Source organism: Stenotrophomonas sp. FR024 (assembly GCF_047500745.2).
Taxonomy (GTDB): Bacteria; Pseudomonadota; Gammaproteobacteria; order Xanthomonadales; family Xanthomonadaceae; genus Stenotrophomonas; species Stenotrophomonas maltophilia_A.
In genome coordinates, this window is the sequence record NZ_JAXAXM020000010.1 from 1 (window position 1) to 23,080 (window position 23,080).

33 protein-coding genes are annotated in these 23,080 nt (G+C 66.1%); 1 reads left to right on the forward strand and 32 read right to left on the reverse strand.

What is annotated here, in order from left to right; genetic code table 11:
* Positions 1-124 precede the first annotated feature (124 nt).
* The 9 genes from recO to rpoE form a co-directional block, all read right to left on the reverse strand.
* Positions 125-844, reverse strand: a complete 720-nt coding sequence (gene recO / locus ACMZ91_RS12235; protein ID WP_032129846.1) for a DNA repair protein RecO — start codon at positions 842-844, stop codon at positions 125-127.
* A gap of 18 nt (positions 845-862) precedes the next feature.
* Entirely contained in the window at positions 863-1,759 is an 897-nt protein-coding gene (era, locus tag ACMZ91_RS12240) for a GTPase Era (RefSeq protein WP_010482823.1), read from the reverse strand.
* On the reverse strand, positions 1,756-2,436 hold the full coding sequence (rnc, locus tag ACMZ91_RS12245; RefSeq protein ID WP_032129847.1) for a ribonuclease III: 681 nt from the start codon (positions 2,434-2,436) through the stop codon (positions 1,756-1,758). Before rnc ends, era begins: the two co-directional genes overlap by 4 nt.
* A complete protein-coding gene (locus tag ACMZ91_RS12250; RefSeq protein ID WP_010482821.1) occupies positions 2,426-2,809 on the reverse strand; it encodes a DUF4845 domain-containing protein in 384 nt (127 codons plus the stop codon). The genes rnc and ACMZ91_RS12250 overlap by 11 nt, the downstream gene beginning before the upstream one ends.
* A gap of 52 nt (positions 2,810-2,861) precedes the next feature.
* Positions 2,862-3,656, reverse strand: coding sequence for a signal peptidase I (lepB, locus tag ACMZ91_RS12255; protein WP_032129848.1), 795 nt, complete (start codon positions 3,654-3,656; stop codon positions 2,862-2,864).
* Positions 3,657-3,710: 54 nt separating this feature from the next.
* Positions 3,711-5,504: a translation elongation factor 4 gene (gene lepA / locus ACMZ91_RS12260; protein ID WP_049463329.1), complete on the reverse strand. Its 1,794-nt coding sequence runs from the start codon at positions 5,502-5,504 to the stop codon at positions 3,711-3,713.
* Between the two features lie 179 nt (positions 5,505-5,683).
* The gene (locus ACMZ91_RS12265; RefSeq protein ID WP_032129850.1) at positions 5,684-7,219 is read right to left on the reverse strand and encodes a DegQ family serine endoprotease; all 1,536 of its coding nucleotides are present in this window, start codon (positions 7,217-7,219) and stop codon (positions 5,684-5,686) included.
* 74 nt (positions 7,220-7,293) lie between these two features.
* Positions 7,294-8,175: a sigma-E factor negative regulatory protein gene (locus ACMZ91_RS12270; RefSeq protein WP_032129851.1), complete on the reverse strand. Its 882-nt coding sequence runs from the start codon at positions 8,173-8,175 to the stop codon at positions 7,294-7,296.
* The gene (rpoE, locus tag ACMZ91_RS12275; RefSeq protein WP_010482816.1) at positions 8,172-8,792 is read right to left on the reverse strand and encodes an RNA polymerase sigma factor RpoE; all 621 of its coding nucleotides are present in this window, start codon (positions 8,790-8,792) and stop codon (positions 8,172-8,174) included. The genes ACMZ91_RS12270 and rpoE overlap by 4 nt, the downstream gene beginning before the upstream one ends.
* A 235-nt stretch (positions 8,793-9,027) precedes the next feature.
* Here rpoE and ACMZ91_RS12280 point away from each other — a divergent pair, with 235 nt between their 5' ends.
* Entirely contained in the window at positions 9,028-11,091 is a 2,064-nt protein-coding gene (locus tag ACMZ91_RS12280; protein WP_049463328.1) for a 3-hydroxyacyl-CoA dehydrogenase NAD-binding domain-containing protein, read from the forward strand.
* Between the two features lie 551 nt (positions 11,092-11,642).
* Here ACMZ91_RS12280 and ACMZ91_RS12285 read toward each other — a convergent pair.
* Genes ACMZ91_RS12285 through ACMZ91_RS12395 form a run of 23 tightly spaced genes read right to left on the reverse strand, consistent with a single transcriptional unit; the run spans position 11,643 to position 23,024 of the window.
* A complete protein-coding gene (locus tag ACMZ91_RS12285) occupies positions 11,643-11,966 on the reverse strand; it encodes a phage protein Gp27 family protein (RefSeq protein WP_049440568.1) in 324 nt (107 codons plus the stop codon).
* Between the two features lie 39 nt (positions 11,967-12,005).
* Positions 12,006-12,356: a Mor transcription activator family protein gene (locus ACMZ91_RS12290; RefSeq protein ID WP_049440566.1), complete on the reverse strand. Its 351-nt coding sequence runs from the start codon at positions 12,354-12,356 to the stop codon at positions 12,006-12,008.
* 5 nt (positions 12,357-12,361) lie between these two features.
* Positions 12,362-12,826, reverse strand: a complete 465-nt coding sequence (locus ACMZ91_RS12295) for a regulatory protein GemA (RefSeq protein WP_049440564.1) — start codon at positions 12,824-12,826, stop codon at positions 12,362-12,364.
* Entirely contained in the window at positions 12,823-13,299 is a 477-nt protein-coding gene (locus ACMZ91_RS12300; protein WP_053092056.1) for a hypothetical protein, read from the reverse strand. Before ACMZ91_RS12300 ends, ACMZ91_RS12295 begins: the two co-directional genes overlap by 4 nt.
* The gene (locus tag ACMZ91_RS12305; protein ID WP_049403075.1) at positions 13,292-13,660 is read right to left on the reverse strand and encodes a DUF2528 family protein; all 369 of its coding nucleotides are present in this window, start codon (positions 13,658-13,660) and stop codon (positions 13,292-13,294) included. The genes ACMZ91_RS12300 and ACMZ91_RS12305 overlap by 8 nt, the downstream gene beginning before the upstream one ends.
* A gap of 8 nt (positions 13,661-13,668) precedes the next feature.
* Positions 13,669-14,574, reverse strand: coding sequence for a recombination-associated protein RdgC (locus ACMZ91_RS12310; protein WP_049440562.1), 906 nt, complete (start codon positions 14,572-14,574; stop codon positions 13,669-13,671).
* Positions 14,561-14,878, reverse strand: a complete 318-nt coding sequence (locus ACMZ91_RS12315) for a hypothetical protein (protein ID WP_065428103.1) — start codon at positions 14,876-14,878, stop codon at positions 14,561-14,563. The genes ACMZ91_RS12310 and ACMZ91_RS12315 overlap by 14 nt, the downstream gene beginning before the upstream one ends.
* Positions 14,875-15,393, reverse strand: a complete 519-nt coding sequence (locus ACMZ91_RS12320; RefSeq protein ID WP_414577582.1) for a hypothetical protein — start codon at positions 15,391-15,393, stop codon at positions 14,875-14,877. Before ACMZ91_RS12320 ends, ACMZ91_RS12315 begins: the two co-directional genes overlap by 4 nt.
* A gap of 1 nt (position 15,394) precedes the next feature.
* Entirely contained in the window at positions 15,395-16,006 is a 612-nt protein-coding gene (locus ACMZ91_RS12325) for a DUF3164 family protein (protein WP_049403072.1), read from the reverse strand.
* A complete protein-coding gene (locus ACMZ91_RS12330) occupies positions 16,003-16,260 on the reverse strand; it encodes a hypothetical protein (RefSeq protein WP_126929422.1) in 258 nt (85 codons plus the stop codon). The genes ACMZ91_RS12325 and ACMZ91_RS12330 overlap by 4 nt, the downstream gene beginning before the upstream one ends.
* Positions 16,257-16,736: a hypothetical protein gene (locus tag ACMZ91_RS12335; RefSeq protein ID WP_049440558.1), complete on the reverse strand. Its 480-nt coding sequence runs from the start codon at positions 16,734-16,736 to the stop codon at positions 16,257-16,259. Before ACMZ91_RS12335 ends, ACMZ91_RS12330 begins: the two co-directional genes overlap by 4 nt.
* On the reverse strand, positions 16,733-16,960 hold the full coding sequence (locus tag ACMZ91_RS12340; protein WP_049397735.1) for a hypothetical protein: 228 nt from the start codon (positions 16,958-16,960) through the stop codon (positions 16,733-16,735). Before ACMZ91_RS12340 ends, ACMZ91_RS12335 begins: the two co-directional genes overlap by 4 nt.
* Positions 16,953-17,228: a Kil protein family gene (locus ACMZ91_RS12345; RefSeq protein ID WP_024957595.1), complete on the reverse strand. Its 276-nt coding sequence runs from the start codon at positions 17,226-17,228 to the stop codon at positions 16,953-16,955. Before ACMZ91_RS12345 ends, ACMZ91_RS12340 begins: the two co-directional genes overlap by 8 nt.
* Positions 17,218-17,607, reverse strand: a complete 390-nt coding sequence (locus ACMZ91_RS12350; protein ID WP_024957596.1) for a hypothetical protein — start codon at positions 17,605-17,607, stop codon at positions 17,218-17,220. Before ACMZ91_RS12350 ends, ACMZ91_RS12345 begins: the two co-directional genes overlap by 11 nt.
* Before the next feature lies 1 nt (position 17,608).
* Entirely contained in the window at positions 17,609-17,917 is a 309-nt protein-coding gene (locus ACMZ91_RS12355) for a hypothetical protein (protein WP_049440555.1), read from the reverse strand.
* Entirely contained in the window at positions 17,917-18,159 is a 243-nt protein-coding gene (locus ACMZ91_RS12360) for a hypothetical protein (RefSeq protein ID WP_049440554.1), read from the reverse strand. The genes ACMZ91_RS12355 and ACMZ91_RS12360 overlap by 1 nt, the downstream gene beginning before the upstream one ends.
* Positions 18,152-18,388, reverse strand: a complete 237-nt coding sequence (locus ACMZ91_RS12365) for a hypothetical protein (RefSeq protein WP_152906962.1) — start codon at positions 18,386-18,388, stop codon at positions 18,152-18,154. Before ACMZ91_RS12365 ends, ACMZ91_RS12360 begins: the two co-directional genes overlap by 8 nt.
* A gap of 1 nt (position 18,389) precedes the next feature.
* Positions 18,390-19,565 carry an ExeA family protein gene (locus ACMZ91_RS12370; protein WP_049440550.1) on the reverse strand — a complete coding sequence of 392 codons (1,176 nt, stop codon included), beginning with the start codon at positions 19,563-19,565 and terminating at the stop codon, positions 18,390-18,392.
* Entirely contained in the window at positions 19,562-21,376 is a 1,815-nt protein-coding gene (locus ACMZ91_RS12375) for a TnsB C-terminal domain-containing protein (protein ID WP_049440548.1), read from the reverse strand. Before ACMZ91_RS12375 ends, ACMZ91_RS12370 begins: the two co-directional genes overlap by 4 nt.
* Before the next feature lies 1 nt (position 21,377).
* Positions 21,378-22,325, reverse strand: a complete 948-nt coding sequence (locus tag ACMZ91_RS12380; protein WP_236253130.1) for a hypothetical protein — start codon at positions 22,323-22,325, stop codon at positions 21,378-21,380.
* Positions 22,325-22,618 carry a helix-turn-helix domain-containing protein gene (locus ACMZ91_RS12385; RefSeq protein WP_049440546.1) on the reverse strand — a complete coding sequence of 98 codons (294 nt, stop codon included), beginning with the start codon at positions 22,616-22,618 and terminating at the stop codon, positions 22,325-22,327. Before ACMZ91_RS12385 ends, ACMZ91_RS12380 begins: the two co-directional genes overlap by 1 nt.
* Complete coding sequence (locus tag ACMZ91_RS12390) at positions 22,615-22,848, reverse strand: hypothetical protein (protein ID WP_049440544.1); 234 nt, start codon at positions 22,846-22,848, stop codon at positions 22,615-22,617. The genes ACMZ91_RS12385 and ACMZ91_RS12390 overlap by 4 nt, the downstream gene beginning before the upstream one ends.
* On the reverse strand, positions 22,845-23,024 hold the full coding sequence (locus tag ACMZ91_RS12395; RefSeq protein WP_152906961.1) for a hypothetical protein: 180 nt from the start codon (positions 23,022-23,024) through the stop codon (positions 22,845-22,847). Before ACMZ91_RS12395 ends, ACMZ91_RS12390 begins: the two co-directional genes overlap by 4 nt.
* Between the last annotated feature and the right edge of the window lie 56 nt (positions 23,025-23,080).

Genomic DNA, 23,080 nt, shown 5'->3' on the forward strand with positions numbered 1-23,080 from the left:
TTTAGGGGGCCCCCCCCCCCCCCCCCGCAACCGGACCCACCCCGCCATCCCACGGAATGCATGCTGTTGTTGCTGTTGCTTTGGCCTCGGCAGGTGCAGGGCTGCAAGCCCTGCCGAACACCCCCTACCTGCGAGGCGCGAGCTGCTCGAGCATTTCCCAGGACTTCAGGCCGCGCGGCCCCAGGTGATGGGCCAGCACCCGCCGCATCGGCAGGCGCAGGCTGGCCAGGTCGGCGGCATCGGGCTCTTCATCGGCGGCCAGCGCCAGCAGCGCAGAACCCGTCGCGGCCGCCCGGCGTTCCCCACCGCGCTCGCTGAGCAGGCGCTGCGCGCCTTCCTGTGGGTCCAGTTCGTAGCGCGCGGCCGGGTCGATCGGCTGGCCGTCGCTGGCGCTGTCCAGATCGAAACCCAGGCCCAGCGCAGACAGCAGCTCGCGCTCAAACCGGCGCAGGGTCCAGGCCAGGCCGGCGCCCACGGCCAGCCGCGCGCGTGCCTCGCCGTAGGCCAGGTACAACTCCGGCAGCGGGTCCTGGCGCGGGGCCAGGCGCAGGGTCAATTCACTCAGATAGAAGCCGGCCAGCATCGCCTGGCCGACCAGGCGCGGGGCAGCATCCAGTGCCTCGGCACCCCGCAGCTGGGCCAATTCGCCCCGCTGCTGGGCACTGAAGCGGATCCACTGCAGCGGCTGCAGGGCCGCGCGCAGCACCTGTCCCTTGGCGGTGGATACGCCACGCGCGAGCAGGCCGATCCGGCCATGCTGCGCGCTCAGCACTTCGACCAGCAGGCTGGTCTCGCGATAGGCCCGTGCATGCAGCACGAAGCCGGTGTCGTCCTCGATCATCATCGAAGCGACTGCAACGGCTTACTCGTAACCGAAGGCCTTCAGTGCGGCCTCGTCGTCGGACCAGCCTTCACGCACGCGCACCCAGGTCTCCAGGAACACCTTGGCACCGAACAGGCGCTCCATCTGCAGGCGGGACTTGGCCCCGATCTCCTTCAGGCGGGTACCACCCTTGCCGATCACGATCGCCTTCTGGCCCTCGCGCTCGACCCAGATCACCGCACCGATGCGCAACAGGTTGCCATCTTCGGTGAAGCGCTCGATTTCCACGGTGGTGGCATACGGCAGCTCTTCGCCGAGCTGGCGCATCAGCTGTTCACGTACCAGTTCGCCGGCCAGGAAGCGCTGGCTGCGGTCGGTGATCTCGTCTTCGCCGAACATCGGCGGCGCTTCCGGCAGCAGCGCCAGTACGTCGCGTACCAGTGCTTCCAGGCCGTTGCGCTTCTGCGCCGAGATCGGATGTACCGACGAGAAATCGCGGCCGGCCGTGACTTCCTGCAGGAACGGCAGCAGCGCGCCCTTGTCCTTCAGTCGATCGATCTTGTTGACCACCAGCACCACCGGGATGCCGGCGTCACGCAGCACGTTGAACGCCAGGCTGTCTTCCTCGTCCCAGCGACCGGCTTCGATCACCAGCAGGCCGGCATCGACGCCTTCCAGCGAGCCACGCGCGGCGCGGTTCATCACCCGGTTCATCGCCCGCTTCTGCACCTTGTGCAGGCCGGGGGTGTCGACCAGCACCAGCTGGCCTTCCGGATAGGTGGCGATGCCCAGCAGGCGATGGCGCGTGGTCTGCGGGCGGTTGGAAACGATGCTGACCTTGGCGCCGACCAGGGCATTGGTCAGGGTCGATTTGCCCACGTTCGGGCGGCCGATGACGGCCACGCTGCCGCAATGATGGGAAGTTTGTTCGCTCACTTGGAATCCAGTTGTTCTAGGACGGCTGCAGCCGCCTGTTGTTCGGCAAGCCGCCGCGAGGCGCCTTCGCCCTCGGTGCTGGCGGCCGGGTCGGCTACGTTGCAGCGTACCCGGAAGTGCTTGGCGTGGTCGTCACCGGATTCTGACACCAGTTCATACTGCGGCAACGCCTTCTGTCGGGCCTGCAGCCATTCCTGCAGGCGGGTCTTGGGGTCCTTCTCGGGCCGACCGGAAGCCGGCAGTGCCTCGATCGAAGCGCTGAACCAGGGCAGTACCACCGCCCGGCAGGCCTCGAAGCCGGCATCCAGGTAGATCGCGGCCACCACGGCTTCCACCGCGTCGGCCAGGATCGAATCGCGGCGATGACCACCGGACTTCATTTCGCCGGGGCCCAGCGTCAGCCGCTCGCCCAGTTCCAGGGTGCGCCCGATCACCGCCAGCGCGCCTTCACGCACCAGCTCGGCACGGGCACGGGTCATCGCGCCTTCGTCAGCCTTGGGCCAGCGTCGGTACAACGCCTCGGCCGCCATCATGTTGACGATGCTGTCGCCGAGGAACTCCAGGCGCTCGTTGTGCGGCGCACCGGCACTGCGATGCGTCAGCGCCTGCTTGAGCAGGGCCGGGTCGCTGAAGGCATGACCGATCAGGTCGCCACGTTGGATGAATTTACTGGGCACCGCTTCGTGTCAGGTCCTGGGAAGAATCGAATTTGCCAACCACATCGAGGTTGCCGATCAGCTGACGGCGCACTTCGTAGTTGACCTTGAGGGTCCAGCCATTGTCGCGACGGTCGAACTTCACGTTGGCCGGCTTCACGTTGTCCGAATAGTTGATGTACAGGCGCTTGAAGAACAGGTCCTGGATGCGCGCCGGCTCCATGCTGCCCACGCCCGGCTCGTTGGCCAGGCTCTTCATCGCCGAGCGCACCGCGTAGTACTCCTGATACATCGGGAACAGCTTCATGCCGATGTAGAGGAAGAAGCCAACCACGATCAGGACCGTCAGGAACGAGGTCAGGGTCATGCCACGCTGCGTGTTCATCGTCTTCATTGCGTTCTCCCCAGATACGCGTTGGATGTGAAAATACTCAGTTGGTGCCCGCTCAGTTGATGCTCGAGCCGATCCGCGACGGCTCGAAGCCATCCTTGCAGAACCAGCCCTGGCAGTTCAGCCAGATCAGGAATGCCTTGCCACGCAGGTTCTCTTCCGGCAGCAGGCCCCAGAAACGGCCATCGTCGCTGTTGTCGCGGTTGTCGCCCATCACCAGGTACTTGCCGGCCGGCACGGTCCACTGGCCCTGGCCACGCGGATAGTCGGTCTCCAGCACCGTGTGGGTGCGGCCCGGCAGGTGCTCGACCAGCAGGTTGGCGCCCTCGCCCTGGCCCTTGTGGCCGGCGTAGATGCCCTTGTTGTCGTACTTCAGCGGCTCACCGTTGAGGATCACGCCGTCGCCTTCGAAGACCACGGTGTCGCCCGGCACGCCGATCACGCGCTTGATGAAGTTCTCGCCCTTGGCCGGATCGTTCTCGCCATGGCCGGGGAAGTGGAACACCACCACGTCACCACGCGAGGGCTCGCCCACCGGCACGAACTTGGTGTTGCTGATCGGCAGGCGCAGGCCGTAGGAGAACTTGTTGACCAGGATGAAATCGCCGATCAGCAGGTTCGGCATCATCGAGCTGGACGGGATCTTGTACGGCTCGGCAATGAAGCTGCGCACGATCAGCACGATCGCCAGCACCGGGAAGAACGCACGCGAGTAGTCCACCAGCACCGGCTCGGAATCGAGCAGGCCCGCGCGCTGGGCGCGACGCTTGGCGAGGTACAGCTTGTCCGCGAGCAGGATCAGGCCCGAGGCCAGGGTCAGCACGACCAGGAGGATCTCAAACAGTTTCATTCAGGGTCCTTTGCAACGTCACCAGACGACCGGCCCCGCAGGGCCGGTGCGGGCTTACTTGTTGTCCATCTGCAGCACGGCCAGGAACGCTTCCTGCGGGATCTCCACGCGGCCGACCTGCTTCATGCGCTTCTTGCCTTCCTTCTGCTTTTCCAGAAGCTTCTTCTTGCGCGAAACGTCGCCACCATAGCACTTGGCCAGCACGTTCTTGCGCATGGCCTTGACCGTGGTACGGGCGATGATCTGCGAGCCGACGGCGGCCTGGATGGCCACGTCGAACATCTGGCGCGGGATCAGGTCCTTCATCTTTTCGCACAGCTCGCGGCCGCGACGGTCGGCATGGCTGCGGTGCACGATCAGCGACAGTGCATCGACCTTGTCACCGTTGATCAGTACGTCCACGCGCACGAACGGGCCTGCGTCGAAGCGCACGAAGTGGTAGTCCAGCGAGGCATAGCCACGGCTGACCGACTTCAGCTTGTCGAAGAAGTCCAGCACCACCTCGGCCATCGGCAGCTCGTAGCTGATCTGCACCTGGCTGCCCAGGTAGTTGATGCCGATCTGGCTGCCGCGCTTCTCTTCGCACAGCTTGATGATGTTGCCGATGTACTCCTCGGGGGTGAGCACGTTGGCACGGATGATCGGCTCGCGGATCTCCTCGACCTGGTTCACCGGCGGCAGCTTGGCCGGGTTGTCCATGTTGATGATCGAGCCATCGGTCTTCAGGACTTCATACACCACCGTCGGCGCGGTGCTGATCAGGTCCAGGTTGTATTCGCGCTCCAGGCGCTCCTGCACGATTTCCATGTGCAGCATGCCGAGGAAGCCGCAGCGGAAGCCGAAGCCCATCGCCTCGGAGCTTTCCGGCTCGAAACGCAGCGCGGCATCGTTCAGGCGCAGCTTGTCCAGCGCTTCGCGCAGGTCCGGGTAGTCCTCGGCATCGACCGGGAACAGGCCGGCGAACACGCGCGGCTGCATTTCCTGGAAGCCCGGCAGCGGCTTCGGCGCCGGGTCGCCGGCCAGGGTCAGGGTGTCGCCGACCGGCGCACCGTGCACGTCCTTGATGCTGGCGGTGACCCAGCCCACTTCGCCAGCCTTCAGTGCCGGCAGCACCTTGCGCTTCGGGGTGAACACACCGACGTTGTCGACCTGGTGGTTGCGGCCGGTGGACATCACCTGCAGCTTGTCGCCGGCCTTGATCTCGCCCTGCATCACGCGCACCAGCGAGACCACGCCCAGGTAGTTGTCGAACCAGGAGTCGATGATCAGCGCCTGCAGCTTCTCGGTGTCGCGCGGCTTCGGCGGCGGGATGCGATGCACGATCGCTTCCAGCACGTCCTGCACGTTCAGGCCGGTCTTGGCACTGACCGGCACGGCGTCGGAGGCGTCGATGCCGATCACGGCCTCGATCTCGGCCTTGGCACGCTCGATGTCGGCGGTGGGCAGGTCGATCTTGTTGATCACCGGCACCACTTCCAGGCCCTGCTCCACGGCGGTGTAGCAGTTGGCCACCGACTGCGCTTCCACGCCCTGGGCCGCATCGACCACCAGCAGCGCGCCTTCGCAGGCGGCCAGCGAGCGGCTGACTTCATAGGAGAAGTCGACGTGGCCGGGGGTGTCGATGAAGTTCAGATGGTAGGTCTGCCCGTCCTTGGCCAGGTACGGCAGCGACACCGACTGCGCCTTGATCGTGATGCCACGCTCGCGCTCGATCGGGTTGGAGTCGAGCACCTGCGCTTCCATCTCGCGGGCCTGCAGGCCACCACAGAGCTGGATGATGCGGTCGGCCAGCGTGGACTTGCCGTGGTCGACATGGGCGATGATGGAGAAGTTGCGGATGTTCCGCATCGAATCAGAAGACATAGGTGGCGGCGGCGCGCGGCGTCGTCAGGGTAACGGTCGATTATCGCATGCCCGGCGCCCGCCCGCGAAAACGGCCTCATCGGACCGGGCCCGGAATGGCCGAAGCCCCGCCAGGGCGGGGCTTCGGGGAAAAGCAGGAGCCGCCGAAGCGGCCCCGGCAGGCCTTACTGGCCGGCCTTGACCGCGACGAACGCGCTGTTGCCGCTGCCGGTGCGCACCAGCAGCATCACCACGTCACCCTTCTTGTAGCTGGAAAGCGCACGGTTCAGCGCGTCCACGCTGCCGACCTGGGTGCTGGCCACCTGCAGGATCACCATGCCCGGAGACAGGCCCGCATCACGCGCGCCCTGGCCCTTGACCCCGGTGATGCGCACGCCTTCGCCCGATTCCAGGCCCAGCTGCTTGCGCTGCGGTGCGGTCAGGTCACTGACGTCCAGCCCCAGCAGGGCATTGGCGCCGGCCTGCGGAGCCGCATCGCTGTCGCCGGTGGCCGGGCCACGCGAACCGGCCTGCCCGTCTTCGGTCAGTGCGGTCAGGGTGGCACTGAGGTCGCGCGGCTTGCCATCACGGATCACACCCAGGGTGACCCGGCTGCCCGGTGCCATCGCGCCGATCAGCGGCGGCAGGTCGGACCAGCTGTTGACCGGCGCGCCGTTCACCGAACGGATCACATCACCGATCTTCACCCCGGCCCGGGCTGCAGCCGAGTCCGGCACGATCTGGTTGACCAGGGCGCCGCGGCTGTCCGGCAGGCCCATCGCCTGCGCCTTCAGCCCGTCGATTTCCTGCACCACCGCGCCGAGCTGGCCACGGGTGACCTTGCCGGTCTTCTTGATCTGCTCGACCGCGCTCATCGCCAGGTCGATGGGGATCGCGAAGCTGATGCCCATGTAGCCGCCCGAGGCGGAGAAGATCTGCGAGTTGATGCCGACCACTTCGCCACGGGTGTTCAGCAGCGGGCCACCGGAGTTGCCCTGGTTGATCGCCACGTCGGTCTGGATGAAGGGCACGTAGCGCTGGTCCGGACCACCTGTGCTGCGGCCGAGGGCGCTGACCACGCCGGCAGTGACCGAGTGGTCGAGGCCGAACGGCGAACCGATCGCGACCACCCACTGACCCGGCTTGAGGGAGTTGGAGTCGCCAACGCGCACGGTCGGCAGGTTCTTGCCGTCGATTTTCAGCAGTGCCACGTCGTACTGCTGGTCGCTGCCCACCACTTTCGCGGTGAACTCACGGCGGTCACCCAGCTTGACCTTCACCTCGCTGGCATCGGCCACCACGTGGTAGTTGGTCAGCACATAGCCATCGGGCGAGATGATGAAGCCCGAGCCCATGCCGCGGCCCTTGATGCTGGGGCCACCGTCCGGACCGCCCGGGCCCTGCCCCGGCATCGGGAAATCCGGGCCGAAGAAGCGGCGGAAGAACTCCGGCATGTCATCGTCGCCGCCCATCGGGCCCCGCGAGGCCTGGCGGTTGTTGCGGACGATGGTGGTGTCGACGTTGACCACGCCAGGCCCGACCTGCTCGACCAGATTGGTGAAGTCAGGCAGGCCCGTGACCAGCGGCTGGGCCGGGGCCCGCGGCGCGGCGGCCGGCGCGGCCTGGGTCTGGGCGGCCGGAGCCGGGGCCTGCGCGCAGGCCACCAACGGCAGGGTCAGGGCCAGCAGGCCCATGGCCTGCGTGCGGAGTCGGGGAGTCATCGGACGGCAACCTCCGGATCGGATGGAAAGAGGAATACGGGCCCCGCCGACGGCGGGGCGTGAAAGCGCCCGGCTCAGTCGCGCGGGCGCGGCGGCACCGGCAGGTCGTCCTGCAGGCGCGGCTCGAACGGGTAGAACGCGGCGCCACCGGCGTGGGCCGGGAAGCTCGCATTGAGCGCGCCACCGGCAGCGGGCGCCAGGCTGGAGCGCGGCCACGGTCGCGCCTGCAGGCCACCAACCTCACCGAACGGCATGTTGCGGCTGGCATTGGCCGGCACGGTCGGGGTCAGCGGCGCCTGTGCGGCGGCCACGGCGCGTTGCGGCATGTCCTCGCGCTGGGCGGCACGCGCAGCCTGCTGGCTGCGGGTAGCGCTGGCGCGACGGGTGTCCTGGCGTCGGCTGGCCGCGGCCATGGCCACTGCCGGTACACCGGCCACGGCCATTGCGGCGGTATCCACCGAGGCTTCGGTTACCGGAGCCGGCGTCGTCGGCGCGGGCGCAAGTTCGGCCTGGCTGGCGATCACCTGCGGTGCCAACGGCTCGCCCGGGGTGGCTTCCTTCAGCTTCTCGCCGCCCATGAACAGCGCCACCGCCGCCACCGAGGCGGCCAGTGCGGCGCCACCGCCCCAGGCCCGCCAACCGCTGCGGCGCACCTCGCGGCGCGGCTCGGCCTGCGGCGCCGGTTCGGCAGCGATGGCGGCGGCCACGGCCGCGCTGAAGCCGGCCGGCGCCAGCGCCGAGGCCTGCCCGCGCATCACGTCACCCAGCAGCTGCCAGCGTTCCTGGCAGCCGGCCAGCTCGGGGTCGTGCTCCATCCGGCGCAGCAGGAAGCGCGCTTCGTCGGCGCCCAGCTCGCCATCGACCAGGGCCGACAGCTGTTCGCGATGGCGCTGGTCCAGGCGCTGCCCGGCGGGCGATTGGTGGTTCTGCGATTCGTTGAACGGATTACTGGTCATACGCGGCTCTTCTCACGGGTGGCGCTGCCGATGTCCAACAGCGGCCGGAGTTCGGTGTCGATCGCCTCGCGCGCCCGGAAGATCCGTGAACGCACGGTGCCGATCGGGCACCCCATTTTCTGCGCGATATCTTCGTAACTCAGGCCTTCCACCTCGCGCAGGGTGATCGCCAACCGGAGTTCTTCCGGCAGCGCATTGACGGCCTTCATCACCGTCTGTTCCAGTTCCTGGCGCATCAACTCGCGTTCGGGCGTATCGGTGTCGCGCAGGCGCGTCCCGCTGTCGAACTGTTCGGCGTCACCGATGTCGATGTCATCGGTCGGCGGCCGGCGATTGTGTGAAGCCAGGTAGTTTTTGGCGGTATTCACGGCGATTCGATGCAACCAGGTTGAGAACTGGGCATCGCCGCGGAAACTTCCGATCGCGCGGTACGCACGGATGAAAGTGTCCTGGGCGACGTCCTGACATTCGCTCCAGTCGGCGATGTAGCGACCGACCAGGGCCACCACGCGATGCTGGTACTTGCGCACCAGGACATCGAACGCGGCGCTCTCGCCGTGCTGCACGCGCCGGACCAGTTCCAGATCCAGCTCCTGAGGTGTATCAACATCGGCCATGAGGGGCCGCACTCCTGTCAGCCCAACCGACGTCGGGCAATGAGACTGCCAATCCCGGGAAAAGTTCAGTCGCCGATCACCTGGCGCCGCACCAGCTTTTAACCACCGTTCCGTTAGCGTCCCGGTCCACGGCCATGGATCCGGGGTCGCCACTCCCCTGCTATTGGGATTTGACGCGGGGGAAACAACCTCTGGATCATAGCCGCTTCTCCATACACAACCGGATGGAACGTCCATGCTCTCAGGCTTCGATGGTCTCCGCTTCAGCCACTGGCACCCCGAGATCCGCGACGACGGCGTGGTGGTTCTCTCCCTGGATCGTCAGGACAGCAGCGTCAACGCCATGTCGCAGGACGTGCTGCTGGAACTGGGCGACCTGCTTGAGCGCATCGCCATGGACCCGCCCAAGGGCGTGGTGATCCAGTCGCTGAAGAAGGCCGGCTTCATCGCCGGTGCCGACCTGAAGGAATTCCAGGAATTCGACCGCCGCGGCACCGTGAACGATGCCATCCGCCGTGGCCAGTCCACCTACCAGAAGCTGGCCGAGCTGCCCTGCCCGACCGTGGCGGCGATCCATGGCCACTGCCTGGGCGGCGGCACCGAGCTGGCGCTGGCCTGCCGCTACCGTGTGGCTTCGAATGACAGTTCGACCCGCATCGGCCTGCCGGAAACCCAGCTGGGCATTTTCCCGGGCTGGGGCGGCAGCGCGCGCCTGCCGCAGCTGGTGGGCGCACCGGCGGCGATGGACATGATGCTGACCGGCCGCACCCTGTCAGCCTCGGCTGCGCGTGGCATCGGCCTGGTCGACAAGGTGGTGGCACCGGCGGTGGTGCTCGACACGGCCGTAGCGCTGGCGCTGTCCGGCACCACCCGCCCGTTCAAGCAGCGCGCGACGGCCTGGGCCACCAACACCTGGCTGGCACGCACCCTGCTGGCACCGCAGATGGTCAAGCAGGTCGCACGCAAGGCCAAGAAGGACCAGTACCCGGCGCCCTACGCGCTGATCAGCACCTGGCAGCGCAGCGGCGGCAAGCCGATCCAGGCACGCCTGGATGCCGAGCGGCGTGCCGTGGTGAAGCTGGCCAGCACGCCGACCGCGCGTAACCTGATCCGCATTTTCTTCCTGACCGAGCGCCTGAAGGGCCTCGGCGGTGGTGATTCCGGCATCCGCCACGTGCACGTGGTCGGCGCCGGCGTGATGGGCGGCGACATCGCCGCGTGGGCCGCCTACAAGGGCTTCGACGTGACCCTGCAGGACCGCGAGCAGCGCTTCATCGACCCGGCCATGGAGCGCGCGCAGGCGCTGTTCGCCAAGAAGGTACGCGACGAGAGCAAGCGTCCTGCAGTGGCCGCGCGCCTGCGTGCCGATCTGGAAGGCAACGGCGTGGCCGAGGCCGACCTGGTGATCGAGGCGATCATCGAGAACCCCGAGGCCAAGCGTGCGCTGTACCAGACGCTCGAACCGAAGATGAAGCTGGACGCGCTGCTGACCACCAACACCTCGTCGATTCCGCTGGTGGAGCTGCGCGACCACATCCAGCGCCCGGCACAGTTCGCTGGCCTGCACTACTTCAACCCGGTCGCGCAGATGCCGCTGGTGGAAATCATCCATCACGACGGCATGGCGCCTGAGACCGAACGTCGCCTGGCCGCGTTCTGCAAGGCACTGGGCAAGTTCCCGGTGCCGGTGGCCGGCAGCCCGGGTTTCCTGGTCAACCGCGTGCTGTTCCCGTACATGCTGGAAGCCGCCACCGCCTATGCCGAAGGCATCCCGGGCCCGGTGATCGACAAGGCCGCTGTGAAGTTCGGCATGCCGATGGGCCCGATCGAACTGATCGACACCGTGGGCCTGGACGTGGCCGCTGGCGTTGGCCGCGAACTAGCACCGTTCCTCGGCCTGCAGATTCCGGCCGCGCTGCAGACGGTGGAACCGGACAAGCGCGGTAAGAAGGATGGCCAGGGCATCTATACCTGGGAAAACGGCCGTGCGAAGAAGCCGGACGTGGCCAGCGATTACCAGGCACCGGCCGATCTGGAGGACCGCCTGATTCTGCCGCTGTTGAACGAAGCGGTGGCCTGCCTGCACGAAGGCGTGGTGGCCGATGCGGACCTGCTGGATGCCGGCGTGATCTTCGGCACCGGCTTCGCACCGTTCCGCGGTGGTCCGATCCAGCACATCCGCGCGGTGGGTGCCGACGCGATCGTCGAGCGATTGAAGGCGCTGCAGCAGCGCCATGGTGACCGTTTCGCCCCGCGCCCGGGCTGGGACAACCCCGCCCTGCGCGAACCGGTGGTGTGAATTTATCGGCCGGGCCTGCGGCCCGGCACCCGCAGAGGCAACAGCAACAGCCGAAGCCAGAGCCGGAGCAACAGCCGGCTCTGGCTTTTCTGTTTGTTGGGCGGGGTGGTGTGGGCTTGCAGGACACGCCGTAAACCCGTCCATGGGGGCTCGATGGCGCCATCCATGGCGCCAACGGTCCTGCAAGCCCACACCGCCCCACCCCTGACAGTTTCCCGGTGACGGTCAGTGACCTTCGGGAGCTGGTAGGTGTCGACCTTGGTCGACACGCTTGGTCCACGCCATGCGTGGATGCGAGCGAAGCGACCGGCGTTTGATTTTGATTTTCTTTTTTCTTCTCCGTGGCTGGACGCACACGGAAACTGTCAGAGGCCGGGCGGGGTGGGTTCGCGGGGGTGTCCGCGGCATGGATGCCGCGGCCAAGCCTCCAAGGACGGATTCTGTTCAGGGGTGAGATATATCAGGGGTGTTGGCGAGATATATGCCGGACAACCCCGGACAACGCGGGATTACCGCTCACCTTCATTCAACACTCATTGCGCGTGGCGCAATCACTCGCCGGCCTGTTCCAGGTTAGCGAGTTGCGTGAGGATCTGATGCTCTCGAACTCTAAGCTGCCCCAATTCGATCAGTAGCCCGATCTTGCTGCTGCTCAAGGCCCCAGACTTCCGACGACGCTGCATCATCGTGGCGATGATATCTCCATCTTCAGCGTCCAAAGTGCGGAGTTGCTGTGAGTAGTCGTTGACCGTCGTCTTGCTGATGGAAAAGCCGAGCTCAGCCAGCCATTGGGAGATTTCGACAGACTGCGAATACCCGTTGTTCCGCAGTCTCTCCTGTACCTCGGCCAGGACTGCAGGTGGCAGCGTGGTCATTTTGGGCGGTCTGGGCATGGCTTCTCTCGAAAGTTGCAGTCAGGGCGATGAGCGAAACAGATCCAGTTGATCAAGCCCGCCGGCACGATCCTGAGCCCGACGGATCAGCCGGCGAATGCTTCTTTCGTGCATCCCGGTCTCGTGGGCCAGTTTAGCGGTCGAAGCGCCGGCCAGGTAGGCGCGCAAGATCTCGATCTCCCGCTGCGTAGCTTTGAAGTGCGCATCCTTCGGGTACGTGATGGTCTGCCCGCCCCAGTGTTCAGCCAGGCTATCGGCCACCGCTGCTCCCACCAGGTCAGCAACCTCGGCTGGAAGCGCATGCTCACGACTTAGCAGACCTGCCACCACTTCGGCAATCTCGCTGAGAAGCTCATGACGGCGGGCCTCCATCGACCTCATGCCGAAGGGGCCTCCCGCCGGGCGCGGCGATTGGCATCGATCTGAAGAGCGGCAATCACTTTGGACAACTGATCCGGGTTGCACCATTCCAGGCGTCCTACCTTGAACATGTGGCGGGCCACCGAATGGGCATATTCCCACTCACGCCCCGAATCAGCCAGCAGGGCTTCGATCTTGGACAGCTGAGGGGACAGGTCGCCCTTGGGGCGGCCTGCCCAACGTTTGGCTGCGTACGCCGCCTTGGCGGGAATTCCACCCAGGCGACGCAGCTCGTTGGCGATCGCATCGAGCTGCCGGCGATCGCATTTGCCGGCGCTTCGCTGGGAGGCCCCGTGCTCCTTGGAGACGCGCTCAACCAAGTCACGGTAGACGTCCTCGGAGAGACCGAGCTTCTTGGCGCCGGCGTGGATCGCGGCCAGCACCCGGTTACGGCCGTCGCCGGCCTTGCGAATGCGCGTCATGCCTTGCTCCTTGCGCCCTGAGCGGCCCGGAGGGCGGTCTGCCATGCCGGCACTTCCTGACCGGCATGATCCAAGAGCCGCCGCAGTCCTTCGCGCGCACCAGGCACGATACGGCCGCCGTCCTTCAGGACGGCGGCCACCTGGGACTTCTTCGTCAGCGGATTGCGGCGGATCAGCGGCCCCTCGCTCGCGGCCAGCTCTGGCGGGAGCCAGAAAAGCGGGACGGTGTAGGTTGCCCGCATGGCCGGCCAGTGGCCGCGCTGGCTCTCACTGCCCATCTCCATGAGGTCCGCCGGCACTGCCCGCCGCAGTTTGCGGTCGGCGAAGAACGCTGGCGTCGAACCAGGCGGCATCAGGTAGCCAAGAACCGCATCCACCGCCGCTCGAACGGCTGAGCGTGACGGGCCGTTGGCCACGGCGCGAGGCGCGGCCTTGTAGGCCCGCCATGCCGCGTCGTACACGGTCTCATCCATGAGACACCTCCACTTCCTCGACCTGCATGAGGCAGGAATCGAGATCGGGCCGGTCGTCCCAATCGACCAAGCGGATGCCGTGGGGCGACGGCCAGCCCTCCAGCTGATCGAACTCACGCTGCATACCCTCGGTCGAGTAGCTGGAGTTCACGTCCAGCACCCACCCCATGAACTCGGCACCCGCCATCTTGATGACGGCCAGTACCGCGTCGCCGTCGGCTTCTCCAAGGCGCTCATCGGCACCGGTCCAGAACTTGTTGATTTCCGTCGCCAGCTTCGGCGTCAAGATGCTGTGGTCGATCTCAAGCTGTACCTGGCCTTCGCCCCAGTCACGTTCAATCTTGTAGCGCTTGATGGTCATGCCGGGCCTCACGGGTTCGTTGAAAGGTGGAAGGCCTGTTCCAGCAGCACGAACAGGTAGCGAATCTCACCGCTCTGGAGGGCGAAGCGGGCATCGAACTCGGCGCGATGGCTATCGGCGTCGGCTTGCTCCAACTGCGAGAGCGCACCGTCCAGGAACTTCAGCTTTCGCACCACCAGGTCATCGCCCAGCTCGAAGGACAGCGCGTCCTCCAGCACCAGGGCCAACTTGGTGACCTGCTTGCCGGCATCCAGGTGCTTGTCGATCTCGTCGCTGCGCAGTTCCTGGTCGCTGCAGCGCACCTTGGCGCCACCCTCGACCGGATCGCGCAGCTCGGCGGACTCTCCAAGGGATAGCCCGTCCGGCAGCGGCTCGCCAGCGATCCAGCCGGTCAGGATCGAGCGCGGCGCGACCTGGGCATTCAGCGGGATTGCCGGGAAGCTGCCCAGCAGGCCACGGATATCGGACACGAAGGCCTCGCCCACCTTGCGGCTGGAGGTATCCACGGCCACATAGCCGTGGGTGAGGTCCAGGATCGCGTCGTGGCGAGTGTTCTTGACGAAGGCCTTGGGCAGCAGCTCGTGCAGGATGTCGTCCTTCATGCGCTTGCGCTCGCGGCCACCGGGTCGGCGCCCCTGTTCCTGCTCCATGACCTGAAGACGGCTCTCCAGCGCACGGTTGACCACCGCTCCGGGCAGAATCTTGTCCTCGCCACCCACCGTCAGCCAGAGGAAGTTGCCCTGCCGGCACGACAGGTGCTCCTGCTCCTCGCGACCGAAGGGGGAAATGAAGCCGCGCGAGTTCATTTCCAGCGGACCGACCGGCTTCAGAACGCCATACGGCAGCACGGATTCGACTTCGGAGAAGTCGGTGCTGGTCGGAAAGCGGAACAGCACCAGGTTACGCATGAACATGGCGGTTCTCCTTTGAGTCGGTGTTGCGGTTGCTGGCGCGCAGTGCGCCCCAGCGCAGCCGACGCGGATGCTGGGAACACCACGCAAGCCAAGCCCCAAGCGCGTCACCCTTTGCCCGCTGCGTCTGCGCCTCTGGCACACCCGGTACAAGCAGCATCCCCTGCATCATTCCCTTTCCGTGCCTGGCTGCGACGCTGATCACCTTGCGCAGCTGCGCGCTGCTCCCTTCGGCAATGAAGATTGCGCCGTCCGGCACGTTTGTTCCGAAGCCGATCTGGCCATTGGCCCAGCAGTACGCGATCACAATTGCACCTCGCAGATGGATTTCTGAACCTCGTGGATCAGATCCAAACGTTGGTTGGCGGCAGCCGGCGCGGCGGCCATCGCGCCCACCGCCTGCTGAGCGCAGGGGCCGCACATGGGCGACTCGGGCGCACCGGTGGGCATGTCGCAGTTGACGCAGGCATGACGCGGCCCGGTGGTGGCCACCTCGGGGTCGGTGCGATCTTCGAAGTGCAGCAGCGCCGGCTGGGAGATGTGGCGCTTCAGGCGCCAGGGCAACGCGTCTCCGCGCGCCTCGATGTACCGCACTGCCTGACGGACGGCATAGCGAGCAGCGGTCGCGTCTTCGCCTTGGACGTTGCCGCAGGTGGCGTCGAAAAAGCGCAACCCGTCCAGCTCGACGGCCAGAGCGTGGATCTCGACGTCGGCCCGCGCCGCTCGGTCGGCGATCTCCACCGCCAGGGCCAAGGTGCTGGCATTGAGTGCACCGCGAACACCGTCGAAGCGGAAGGTGCAGGTGTCTCGGATCTTCGGCATGTCAGACTCCGGCCACGTCGAGGGAAATCGGCTGGTACTGACCCCGTGCATCGCGCTCGTAGAAGCGCACGTAGGTCTTGCTGCCCACCACCGTCACCGCATCACTGATCGCGGTCATTGCCCGCTGCCAGCGGGCGTCATCGAACTGCAGCCGGCGCAGTGACAGCACCTCTGCCGTCTTGATGCTGCCGTCCTGGCCCACCTTGAAGGCGCTGTTGACCAGGGTGCGCAGCTCGGCGCGTGAGCCTTCGGTCCAGTCGTTCAGGCACTCATCGATGAGGGCCTTGGCGGCCTGCAGGCGCTCATCGAACTGGATGGTGTCCTGGCAGGCGCGCAGGATCTTGAAGCGGCCATCGTAGGAATACAGGCTGACGTTGCCCTTGTCGCCGCCGATCTTGGCGCCGTACTGCTCGCCGCTGAGCTGCACGAACGCGCCGATATCGGCGAACGTATCCGCCTTGAACGTGCGCAGTGCTTCGCGCAGTTCCAGGGCGCGCTGGATCTTCTCCTGCACCAGCTGGTCACGCGCCAGATCGATCGGCTTGATCTGTGCCTCGGGCACCAGCCGACCGTTACGGTCCTCGCGGTAGCCTTCGGGAATGGATGGGGTCATTGGGCGCCTCCTTGGGCGGCGGGGGTGACAAACGGTTGAGTGGGCCGAAGGACATCGGGGACTCCTTCGACATGGATAGGGCTGGTGGCGGTGAACCAGTCGGCGCGCCAGCGGCGGGCGGCATCCAGCGAGATGCCGAGCAGGCCGGAAATGCGCTGTGGTGTGAGCTGGCGCGGGTTCTGCGTACGCGCCCACAGCGCAAAGCGCATCGCGCGCAGGTGGTCGTAGCGCTGGCGGCCGGTGCGTGCCATCACTCCACCCCACCGAAGATGCGATCGAAGTGGCTATGCAGCGAATCGACCAAGCGACCACCGAGGTAAGGCGGCAGCTCGCCTTCCAGATCCTCCTGGGACTGACACACGGTGCCGATGGAGGGCATCAGCGGGCCTTTGTCGAAGGCGGGACCTTCGTAACCGCCAGCAGCAGATCGGGCCTTCTGCGCCCCTGTCATACCCGGCCGGGTACCACGCACACGCTGCGCCTGCGCGGCCGCCAACGCCGCTTGGTCGATCTTCCAGTCGGGGTTGAGGCGATAGTCGCGGGTCAGCCCCTCGCCAACGCGCAGGATCATCCCGCATCCCAAGGCCGCGTAGACTGCGTTGGACACATGCCAGCGGGATCGGAAGCCGTGCTCCATCACCCGGTCGATCAGATCCGCAGAACGGACCACGCTGGTGCCCAGTGACAGGGCGATGGCGTGCTGCATTGCGACGCTGGGGATGGCGCTCATGGCTGAACGACCTGCGGTTGAGTGATGCCGGCTTCCGTACGCGTCAGCACGATGACCGGTGCAGGGCTGGGCGTGGTGCGAGCGACCACGCAAACCACCGCGCGATGCTTGCCGTCGACCTTGCTGCGGGCCTGGGCGTCTTCGATCGCCTTGGCCGAGTCGGTGAAGGTGTCGCCACCCACCCACTCAGCAGGGACCACCAGGAACTGGCCGCGCTCAGCCATGAGCCACCTCCCGCAGCACCGGAGGACGCTGGGTCCACTCCAGCTGCACGCCCTGGTACTCGGCGGCCATCACGCGGTCCTGGCCGCCGCTGCCGTTGGGCTGGCGGCGCTTGAGGTGGCCACCCACCATCGTGGGAGGGCGGTCCAGAATCAGCACCGCGCGACGGCCGTTGCTGTGCAGGCCCAAGATCTCGATGCCGCTGTTCTCCAGCTCGCGGGCAGTGTTCGCGGCGGCATACAGCACATCGGAGTTACGTTCATGGTTCATGGTTGGATTCCTCGTCGGTAGCGGGCTTGTCCAGCCCGAGTTGTCCGTACAGATCCGGGAGCGCAACGCGCTTCATCGCGCTGACCTGCTCCAGGGAGGTCATGGCGCGCCCGACCAGGAAGGTGCAGGCGCGGTCCAGTTCGGCCGCACTGGCGGCAAGGTGGTAACCGTGAGCCGGGTGGGCGCAGATCGGGTGTCCCTCGCGCCGCAGCTGCTCGATGATCTGGCGCAGGCGGCGCTCGTCGGCGGTGCTGGTACGTGAGGTGATCTGCTGCACCAGGTCGCGGGCGGTGATGCCGTTGACGGCGCCGCGACGGCCCTGCAACTGCAAAAGCACCGTCTGTGGGGACAGCTCTTGCGGCAGCAGGGCCAGCTGCATGTCAGATGGCCCCCCGATCAATGCCGGCGGCAATCGCCAGGTCCAGAATCTCGTCCAGTTCCAGCAGCCAGCGCTTGTTGGTGCTCTGCGAGATCACCAGCACGCCGGTGTGGATCCACACCTCGATCAGGTACTCACGCCTGGAGTCAGGGTCCTGTACCTGGATAGCCCCCACTCGCGACGCTGTGGGGAACATGTGGCAGTCCTGCACCAGCACCCCGATGGACTTCTTTCGCTGTGGGTGCTGGGCGCTGTGGCGCTTGCGGTTGTGCACCTGGCCAAGGCAACGCTGGAGGGTCGGAACGGCCATCATTCCTCCTCGTCTTCATCGCCGTCGCGCAGCTGGTCGACCAGTGCACGCAGCTGCTGCAGGTTGAGGCTGTCCAGCAGCGAGGCCATGTTCTGGCCATCCTGCCAGTCGATGTGCGCTCGGCGGAACAGATCCCGGTGCATCACCGTTACCTGGCGATCGGGGAGTTCTGCCTCGCGCAGCAGCTGATGCGCGAAGCTGCGCAGGTACGGCAGCCCGTCGGTGGGGGCGCGGTCAGCCATGAGCCACCCCTTCACGCTGCAGCACCTCGGCCGGCACATGGGCAGTGATGCGCTCCCAGTTAGCGCGCGGCACGATCACTACCTGCAGGATGTCCACGTTTACCGGTGCAGGACGGTCTTGCATCTCGAAGGGAACCGCCACAACGCGCGTTGCAAGCGGCCACTGCGCCGTCATCGGCTCAACCACCATGCCTTCTACGGCCGGCCAGCCTTCAGTTCGAATGGCCATCTCACACCCCCCGCACGACGTCGGCGGTGACGGTCGGCACGCCCAGGTCAGCGGCGCGGTTCATCGCGGCGGTGAGCGCGTTCTGGACGGCCAGCGGGTAGAGCAGCGAGCCCGCACCGCGCGAGGGAACCAGCTTGGCGCGCAGCGCGTCGATGGCGCTCTGTTCCACCACCTTGTCCAGCGGCACCTGGGCGCGCTTGAAGCGGTGGGCCAGGTAGGCGCCCAGCTCATTGTCCAGCGGCGGCAGCGTGATGATTTCAATGCGCTGTACTACTTCGCGCACCTCCGGGTTGTGTTCGGAGAGCTTCACGCCCAGCTCGGGCTGGCCGATCAGGATCACCGACAGCAGTGGGCGCAGGCCGTCCTTCAGCTCGCGGAAGCGCTTGAGGTGCTTCAGGGTTGGCAGCGGCAGGCTGTGGGCCTCTTCAATCACCAGAACGTGGCTGTGACCGGCGCGGGCGCTGTCACGCAGCGATTCGTGCAGTTGGCGGAAGCGGGCTTCGGGGCTGCTCTTCGGCTTGGCCAGCGGCGCGACGGCGGCCATGATCGCCTCAGCGATGTGGTGGCTGCGCAGGGTCTTGCCCACCGCATCGCTGCCTTCGCTGGCCAGCACGTAGGGCTTGATCACAATGACGGCCTGTTCCTCGCGCTGGATGCGATCGACCAGGTCTTCGCACAGCGTGCTCTTGCCGGCACCGCTCTCGCCGATCACCGCAGCGAAGCCGCCGTGGCGGGCAACCTGGTACATGCTCTCGCGGACATAGCGGATATCCGGAGAGAGGAACACGTCTTCGGCGCTGGCTGGATCGGCGAAGGGATTGGTGGTCAGGCCGAAGTGGCGCTTGGCCTGTGGGGTCAATGCCTGAAAACGCAGTAGCATGGGATCTTCCTCGTCGTGAATGTCGTTGTCGTTATCGGTGTCTTGCGTTGGGGAAACCGGGGCCGGCGTGTTGGAGCACGTCGGCCCCTCCTTTTCATGCCAGTGGGCGTCGGTCACGCCGTGCTGGGTCAGGCAGGAACTGATGGCAGCGCGCACCGCTGCTGGATCGCAGCTGGTGGGCAGCTGGCCGTGATTGATCAGGGCATTGAGGGCCGGTCGGCTCAGGCCGGCGGCTGTGGCCAGCACGCCCTGCTTGATGCCGGCATCGGTGAGCAGGCGCTTCAGGCGCAGCGTCATGCCGCACCTCCTTCCACCAGGCGCAGGCCGCCGCGCTCCGGCGTCGCCAAGGTTTGTGCCCAGGACTCGACCTGATCCACCGGCAGGCCTTCAGGCCAGCGCTGGGCGGTGCGTGCGTAGTGGTCGGGCAACCAGGCCGAACCGGCTGCCTCCACCAGTGGCTTCAGGCGCATTGCCGCTTCCACGTGGTTCAGTGGCGGCAGTTCGGCGCGGATCGGCGTAATGGAATCGACGTTGAAGCGAGGCGCTTCCACCACATCGGGGACGGCAACATCGACTCGGTGTCCGCGGCGCGGCAGGTGCTGGATCTCCGGTGCCTGCTGCACCGATTTGTACGGATCGATCCTTCCCCCGAACGGCATTGCCTTGCCCTTACGCTGCGCCTTGGCCTGCTCGTCGGTCTGCGCATCCATCGCCAGACGTTCGACCCGCTTGCGGTTGGTATCGGCCGGCGTATCGGACTGCGCACGGTAGGTACCGACCGCCACTGCGCCGGTAAAGCCGTAGGCGTCGGCCTCCAGCGGCTCCATCGTGTACCAGGTATCGCGCCCAGCGTCGTCGGTGAACAGGGCCTGCGCTCCGAATTCACTGCCGAAGGCATTGCGGGCCACAGTCAGCTTCTGGCCCACGATCACACCCGGGACGCCGGATACATCAAAGCTCTTGCCCAGGAAGCTGATCCGCAGCAGCGGGCTGACCTTGCGCAGTTCCGGTGCTCGGGTAGCAAGCTTCATGCAATCCTCGACAGCCGGTACCAACCGCAGCTGATCCGGTTTGATCGTCATCCACGCCTGATAGCGCGAGGACTTGTGCCGGGTGTGCTGAGCGGTGGCATTGAAGTTGCGCATCCAGCGCCATGCCGAGTCATTGAGCTGCTCCAGGCTCTGTACGTTGTCAAAGCGCAGGCGATGCTCGAACTTGCGCTCGATCAGGTCGTTGGTCTTCTCGACCTGGCCCTTGGCCCACGGCTGGCCGGGCTGGTTGATCCAGATACGGATGCCCAGCGCGGCACACAGGTTCTTGAACATCGCGCCGGTATTGGCGCTGCCCGGATCCACCATCACCATCATCGGCGCACCGCACAGCGGGTCAGCCGCGCCGCGATACTGCATGGCATTGATGAACGTACGGCACAGGTTCTCGCCGCTCTCCGCGCCCAGCACGTACTCCACGTAGAAGGCACCGCTGGTGTGGTCGGTGAACACGTAGCGCCAGACGCGCTCGTTCTCTACGCGCGCCAGGTTCTTCGGCTTGTTCTTGTAGAACTCGCTGGCAGGCATCGCGTGCAGGCCATCCTGCCGCTTGAGGTAATACAGCACGCACAGGCTGGGATCGGCCTGCCACACCTGGTTGGGGTGTTCGCTGGCCAGCTGCACCTTCGGGGCCGGCGCTGACAGCTGATCCGGGTGTAGGCGATTGACGCGCAGAGCCTTGGCCGCCGAGCTCTCGCTCAGCTGACGGATCTCACCCGTTTCACCATCGATCACCTCGCCGCGCACCATGTCGTTGGCGCGAAGCATGTCGATGGCCTCGCCGATGCTGGCCAGGCGCTTGCCGGTGCCGCGGCGTGATTCGAGCAGCACTGCCGAAATCAGCTCCAGTTCCTCAAGGGTCCATCCCGAATTGCCGCGATCGCTGCGGCGCTTGCGAGGCTTCAGCGAACAGGTCAGCTTCGAGACCTGTCGATACAGTGTCTGCACGCTGCAGCCCCATTCGGCGGCGTATCGCTCGGCAATGGCGCGCTTCTGGCCGTGGCCGGCGCAGAGCAGGTCAGCAGCGGCCTGCTCGATCAAGCTGGCGCTGAGGGCCATATCAGCCCTCCCGCTTCCAGTCGGCCAGGCGGCGGTCATGGATCACCGTCACGCCGACCTCCTGGTGGTCGCGGACAAGGCGCAGGTCGTTGATCAGGCTGGCGATCAGGCCGGCAACCTGCTCTTCGACATTGAGGTCGTGCTGTTCGGCGTGCTGCATCAGCGCAATCACCGCACCACTGAAGCCAGCTTCTTCACTGCCGCTGGCAATGGCGATGCGCACCTGGGCGGCCGCCTGCTCCAGCTGGGTCAGCAATTCCTGCGATTGCTCGTCGGGCGTGGCCTTCTTCCACTTCCGCTGTGCTTTTGCTGTCTTCTCCTCCGCCTTGTTGAGATCGTCGCTCAACTTGGTGATGCGCTGGTCCTTTGCCTCGCCGTCAGCCTTTGCTTCACGCAATGCGGTGCGGAGCTGGCTGGCGCTCATGCGCTCTACGTCGTCCAAGGTGATGCCGGCAACTGAGTCACCGGAGTCCAGTGCCTGAATCTCTTCATCGTCCAGGACGGCGAGCTCGATCACTTTGGTTTGGGTGCCTGCGGCAGCCAAAAGGGACTTAGAGTCCCATTTGGAAAATTTAAGGGCGACACCCATGAAGCGTGACGCCATGCGTCGATGTAGGCCTCGCTGAGTGCATTGATCAATGAACTCTCCGTGCCCGACTTGCTCTTTGATGAGCAGCAGGCCCCGGCCCATTTCGAGGATGTCCTCGACGGAGCGGCGTTGGCGGTACTCGACCATGCTCCAGAGCGAGTCGGTGTCCAAGGCACCTGCGTAGCCCAGCGTGGTGGCCAGGCTCTTCACCTGCGCCTCGGCCTGCGCCATCACCTGCAGTTCCTGGCTGCGCTCGACCAGCTTGCTCGTGTCCAGTTCCGTGCCCACCGGCTCGGCCTGGGCGAGCGGCTTGGCGCCGCGCTTGTTGGGTTGCTTCTCTGCCATTTCGATCCTCGTCATCAGTTGGGGCTACGGCTGTAGCGGTTCTTGAAGTCGTCCAGCTGGCGCTCTTCGCGGGCTACCTCGGCCTGATGGGCCAAGGCGATCTGGACAATTCGGGGGGACAGGCGCCAGTTGTCCTGGTCGAAGGGGGAGCGCTCGACCAGGCCGTCCTCGGCCATGCGCTGCAGGTTGCGCAACGTGGTACTGGGCGATTCGCCAATGCCGTCGGCAATGGGCTTCAGGCGCAGGCCGGAGTGGCTGTGCCCGGCCAAGGCGAACAGCAGGCGGGCGAAGATGCTTTGCTCGCTCATGCTGCAGCTCCCTGCTGGCGGCGGGCCAGCTCTTTCAGGATGCGAACGGCCCGGCGATCGGCCGCGTCCACGGCGCCAGCCAGCGGCAGGGTGCTGGCCAGCGGCTCGTCCGATTCGACGGCGCACTGCCAGTTGTTCACGGCCGTGGCGTACTGGTCGCGGGCCGAGGCGAGCAACAGCTCCAGTTCGCGGGTGGGCACCTCATCCAGGGGGCGGCCGGAAGTGTTCATGCCACGTCCCTCACGCCGGCTGCCTTGAGCAGTTGGGCGCGCAGCGCCTGGCCCTTCGGGCCCGCCCAAGTGCCGTAGATAGCCTGACGGGCTGCGCTGGGGTTCACGCCGTGCTGGCGGCACCAGGCGCTGACGGTAGTGTTCTGGAGGGTCATGCCGGCGCGGACCTTGTTCATCAGATCGCGTCCGGGAGGTAGGTGCTGAACCATGTCGTATCCTTGCGGTGTTGTTT

What these genes read in the sequence shown, in the direction of transcription:
- recO (WP_032129846.1), bottom strand. Translation starts at nt 844, where the DNA reads ATGATGATCGAGGACGACACCGGCTTCGTGCTGCATGCACGGGCCTAT.
- ACMZ91_RS12250 (WP_010482821.1), bottom strand. Translation starts at nt 2,809, where the DNA reads ATGAAGACGATGAACACGCAGCGTGGCATGACCCTGACCTCGTTCCTG.
- lepB (WP_032129848.1), bottom strand. Translation starts at nt 3,656, where the DNA reads ATGAAACTGTTTGAGATCCTCCTGGTCGTGCTGACCCTGGCCTCGGGC.
- lepA (WP_049463329.1), bottom strand. Translation starts at nt 5,504, where the DNA reads ATGCGGAACATCCGCAACTTCTCCATCATCGCCCATGTCGACCACGGC.
- ACMZ91_RS12265 (WP_032129850.1), bottom strand. Translation starts at nt 7,219, where the DNA reads ATGACTCCCCGACTCCGCACGCAGGCCATGGGCCTGCTGGCCCTGACC.
- ACMZ91_RS12270 (WP_032129851.1), bottom strand. Translation starts at nt 8,175, where the DNA reads ATGACCAGTAATCCGTTCAACGAATCGCAGAACCACCAATCGCCCGCC.
- rpoE (WP_010482816.1), bottom strand. Translation starts at nt 8,792, where the DNA reads ATGGCCGATGTTGATACACCTCAGGAGCTGGATCTGGAACTGGTCCGG.
- ACMZ91_RS12280 (WP_049463328.1), top strand. Translation starts at nt 9,028, where the DNA reads ATGCTCTCAGGCTTCGATGGTCTCCGCTTCAGCCACTGGCACCCCGAG.
- ACMZ91_RS12285 (WP_049440568.1), bottom strand. Translation starts at nt 11,966, where the DNA reads ATGACCACGCTGCCACCTGCAGTCCTGGCCGAGGTACAGGAGAGACTG.
- ACMZ91_RS12290 (WP_049440566.1), bottom strand. Translation starts at nt 12,356, where the DNA reads ATGGAGGCCCGCCGTCATGAGCTTCTCAGCGAGATTGCCGAAGTGGTG.
- ACMZ91_RS12295 (WP_049440564.1), bottom strand. Translation starts at nt 12,826, where the DNA reads ATGACGCGCATTCGCAAGGCCGGCGACGGCCGTAACCGGGTGCTGGCC.
- ACMZ91_RS12300 (WP_053092056.1), bottom strand. Translation starts at nt 13,299, where the DNA reads ATGGATGAGACCGTGTACGACGCGGCATGGCGGGCCTACAAGGCCGCG.
- ACMZ91_RS12305 (WP_049403075.1), bottom strand. Translation starts at nt 13,660, where the DNA reads ATGACCATCAAGCGCTACAAGATTGAACGTGACTGGGGCGAAGGCCAG.
- ACMZ91_RS12310 (WP_049440562.1), bottom strand. Translation starts at nt 14,574, where the DNA reads ATGTTCATGCGTAACCTGGTGCTGTTCCGCTTTCCGACCAGCACCGAC.
- ACMZ91_RS12320 (WP_414577582.1), bottom strand. Translation starts at nt 15,393, where the DNA reads ATGCCGAAGATCCGAGACACCTGCACCTTCCGCTTCGACGGTGTTCGC.
- ACMZ91_RS12325 (WP_049403072.1), bottom strand. Translation starts at nt 16,006, where the DNA reads ATGACCCCATCCATTCCCGAAGGCTACCGCGAGGACCGTAACGGTCGG.
- ACMZ91_RS12335 (WP_049440558.1), bottom strand. Translation starts at nt 16,736, where the DNA reads ATGAGCGCCATCCCCAGCGTCGCAATGCAGCACGCCATCGCCCTGTCA.
- ACMZ91_RS12340 (WP_049397735.1), bottom strand. Translation starts at nt 16,960, where the DNA reads ATGGCTGAGCGCGGCCAGTTCCTGGTGGTCCCTGCTGAGTGGGTGGGT.
- ACMZ91_RS12345 (WP_024957595.1), bottom strand. Translation starts at nt 17,228, where the DNA reads ATGAACCATGAACGTAACTCCGATGTGCTGTATGCCGCCGCGAACACT.
- ACMZ91_RS12350 (WP_024957596.1), bottom strand. Translation starts at nt 17,607, where the DNA reads ATGCAGCTGGCCCTGCTGCCGCAAGAGCTGTCCCCACAGACGGTGCTT.
- ACMZ91_RS12355 (WP_049440555.1), bottom strand. Translation starts at nt 17,917, where the DNA reads ATGGCCGTTCCGACCCTCCAGCGTTGCCTTGGCCAGGTGCACAACCGC.
- ACMZ91_RS12360 (WP_049440554.1), bottom strand. Translation starts at nt 18,159, where the DNA reads ATGGCTGACCGCGCCCCCACCGACGGGCTGCCGTACCTGCGCAGCTTC.
- ACMZ91_RS12365 (WP_152906962.1), bottom strand. Translation starts at nt 18,388, where the DNA reads ATGGCCATTCGAACTGAAGGCTGGCCGGCCGTAGAAGGCATGGTGGTT.
- ACMZ91_RS12370 (WP_049440550.1), bottom strand. Translation starts at nt 19,565, where the DNA reads ATGACGCTGCGCCTGAAGCGCCTGCTCACCGATGCCGGCATCAAGCAG.
- ACMZ91_RS12375 (WP_049440548.1), bottom strand. Translation starts at nt 21,376, where the DNA reads ATGGCCCTCAGCGCCAGCTTGATCGAGCAGGCCGCTGCTGACCTGCTC.
- ACMZ91_RS12380 (WP_236253130.1), bottom strand. Translation starts at nt 22,325, where the DNA reads ATGACGAGGATCGAAATGGCAGAGAAGCAACCCAACAAGCGCGGCGCC.
- ACMZ91_RS12385 (WP_049440546.1), bottom strand. Translation starts at nt 22,618, where the DNA reads ATGAGCGAGCAAAGCATCTTCGCCCGCCTGCTGTTCGCCTTGGCCGGG.
- ACMZ91_RS12390 (WP_049440544.1), bottom strand. Translation starts at nt 22,848, where the DNA reads ATGAACACTTCCGGCCGCCCCCTGGATGAGGTGCCCACCCGCGAACTG.
- ACMZ91_RS12395 (WP_152906961.1), bottom strand. Translation starts at nt 23,024, where the DNA reads ATGAACAAGGTCCGCGCCGGCATGACCCTCCAGAACACTACCGTCAGC.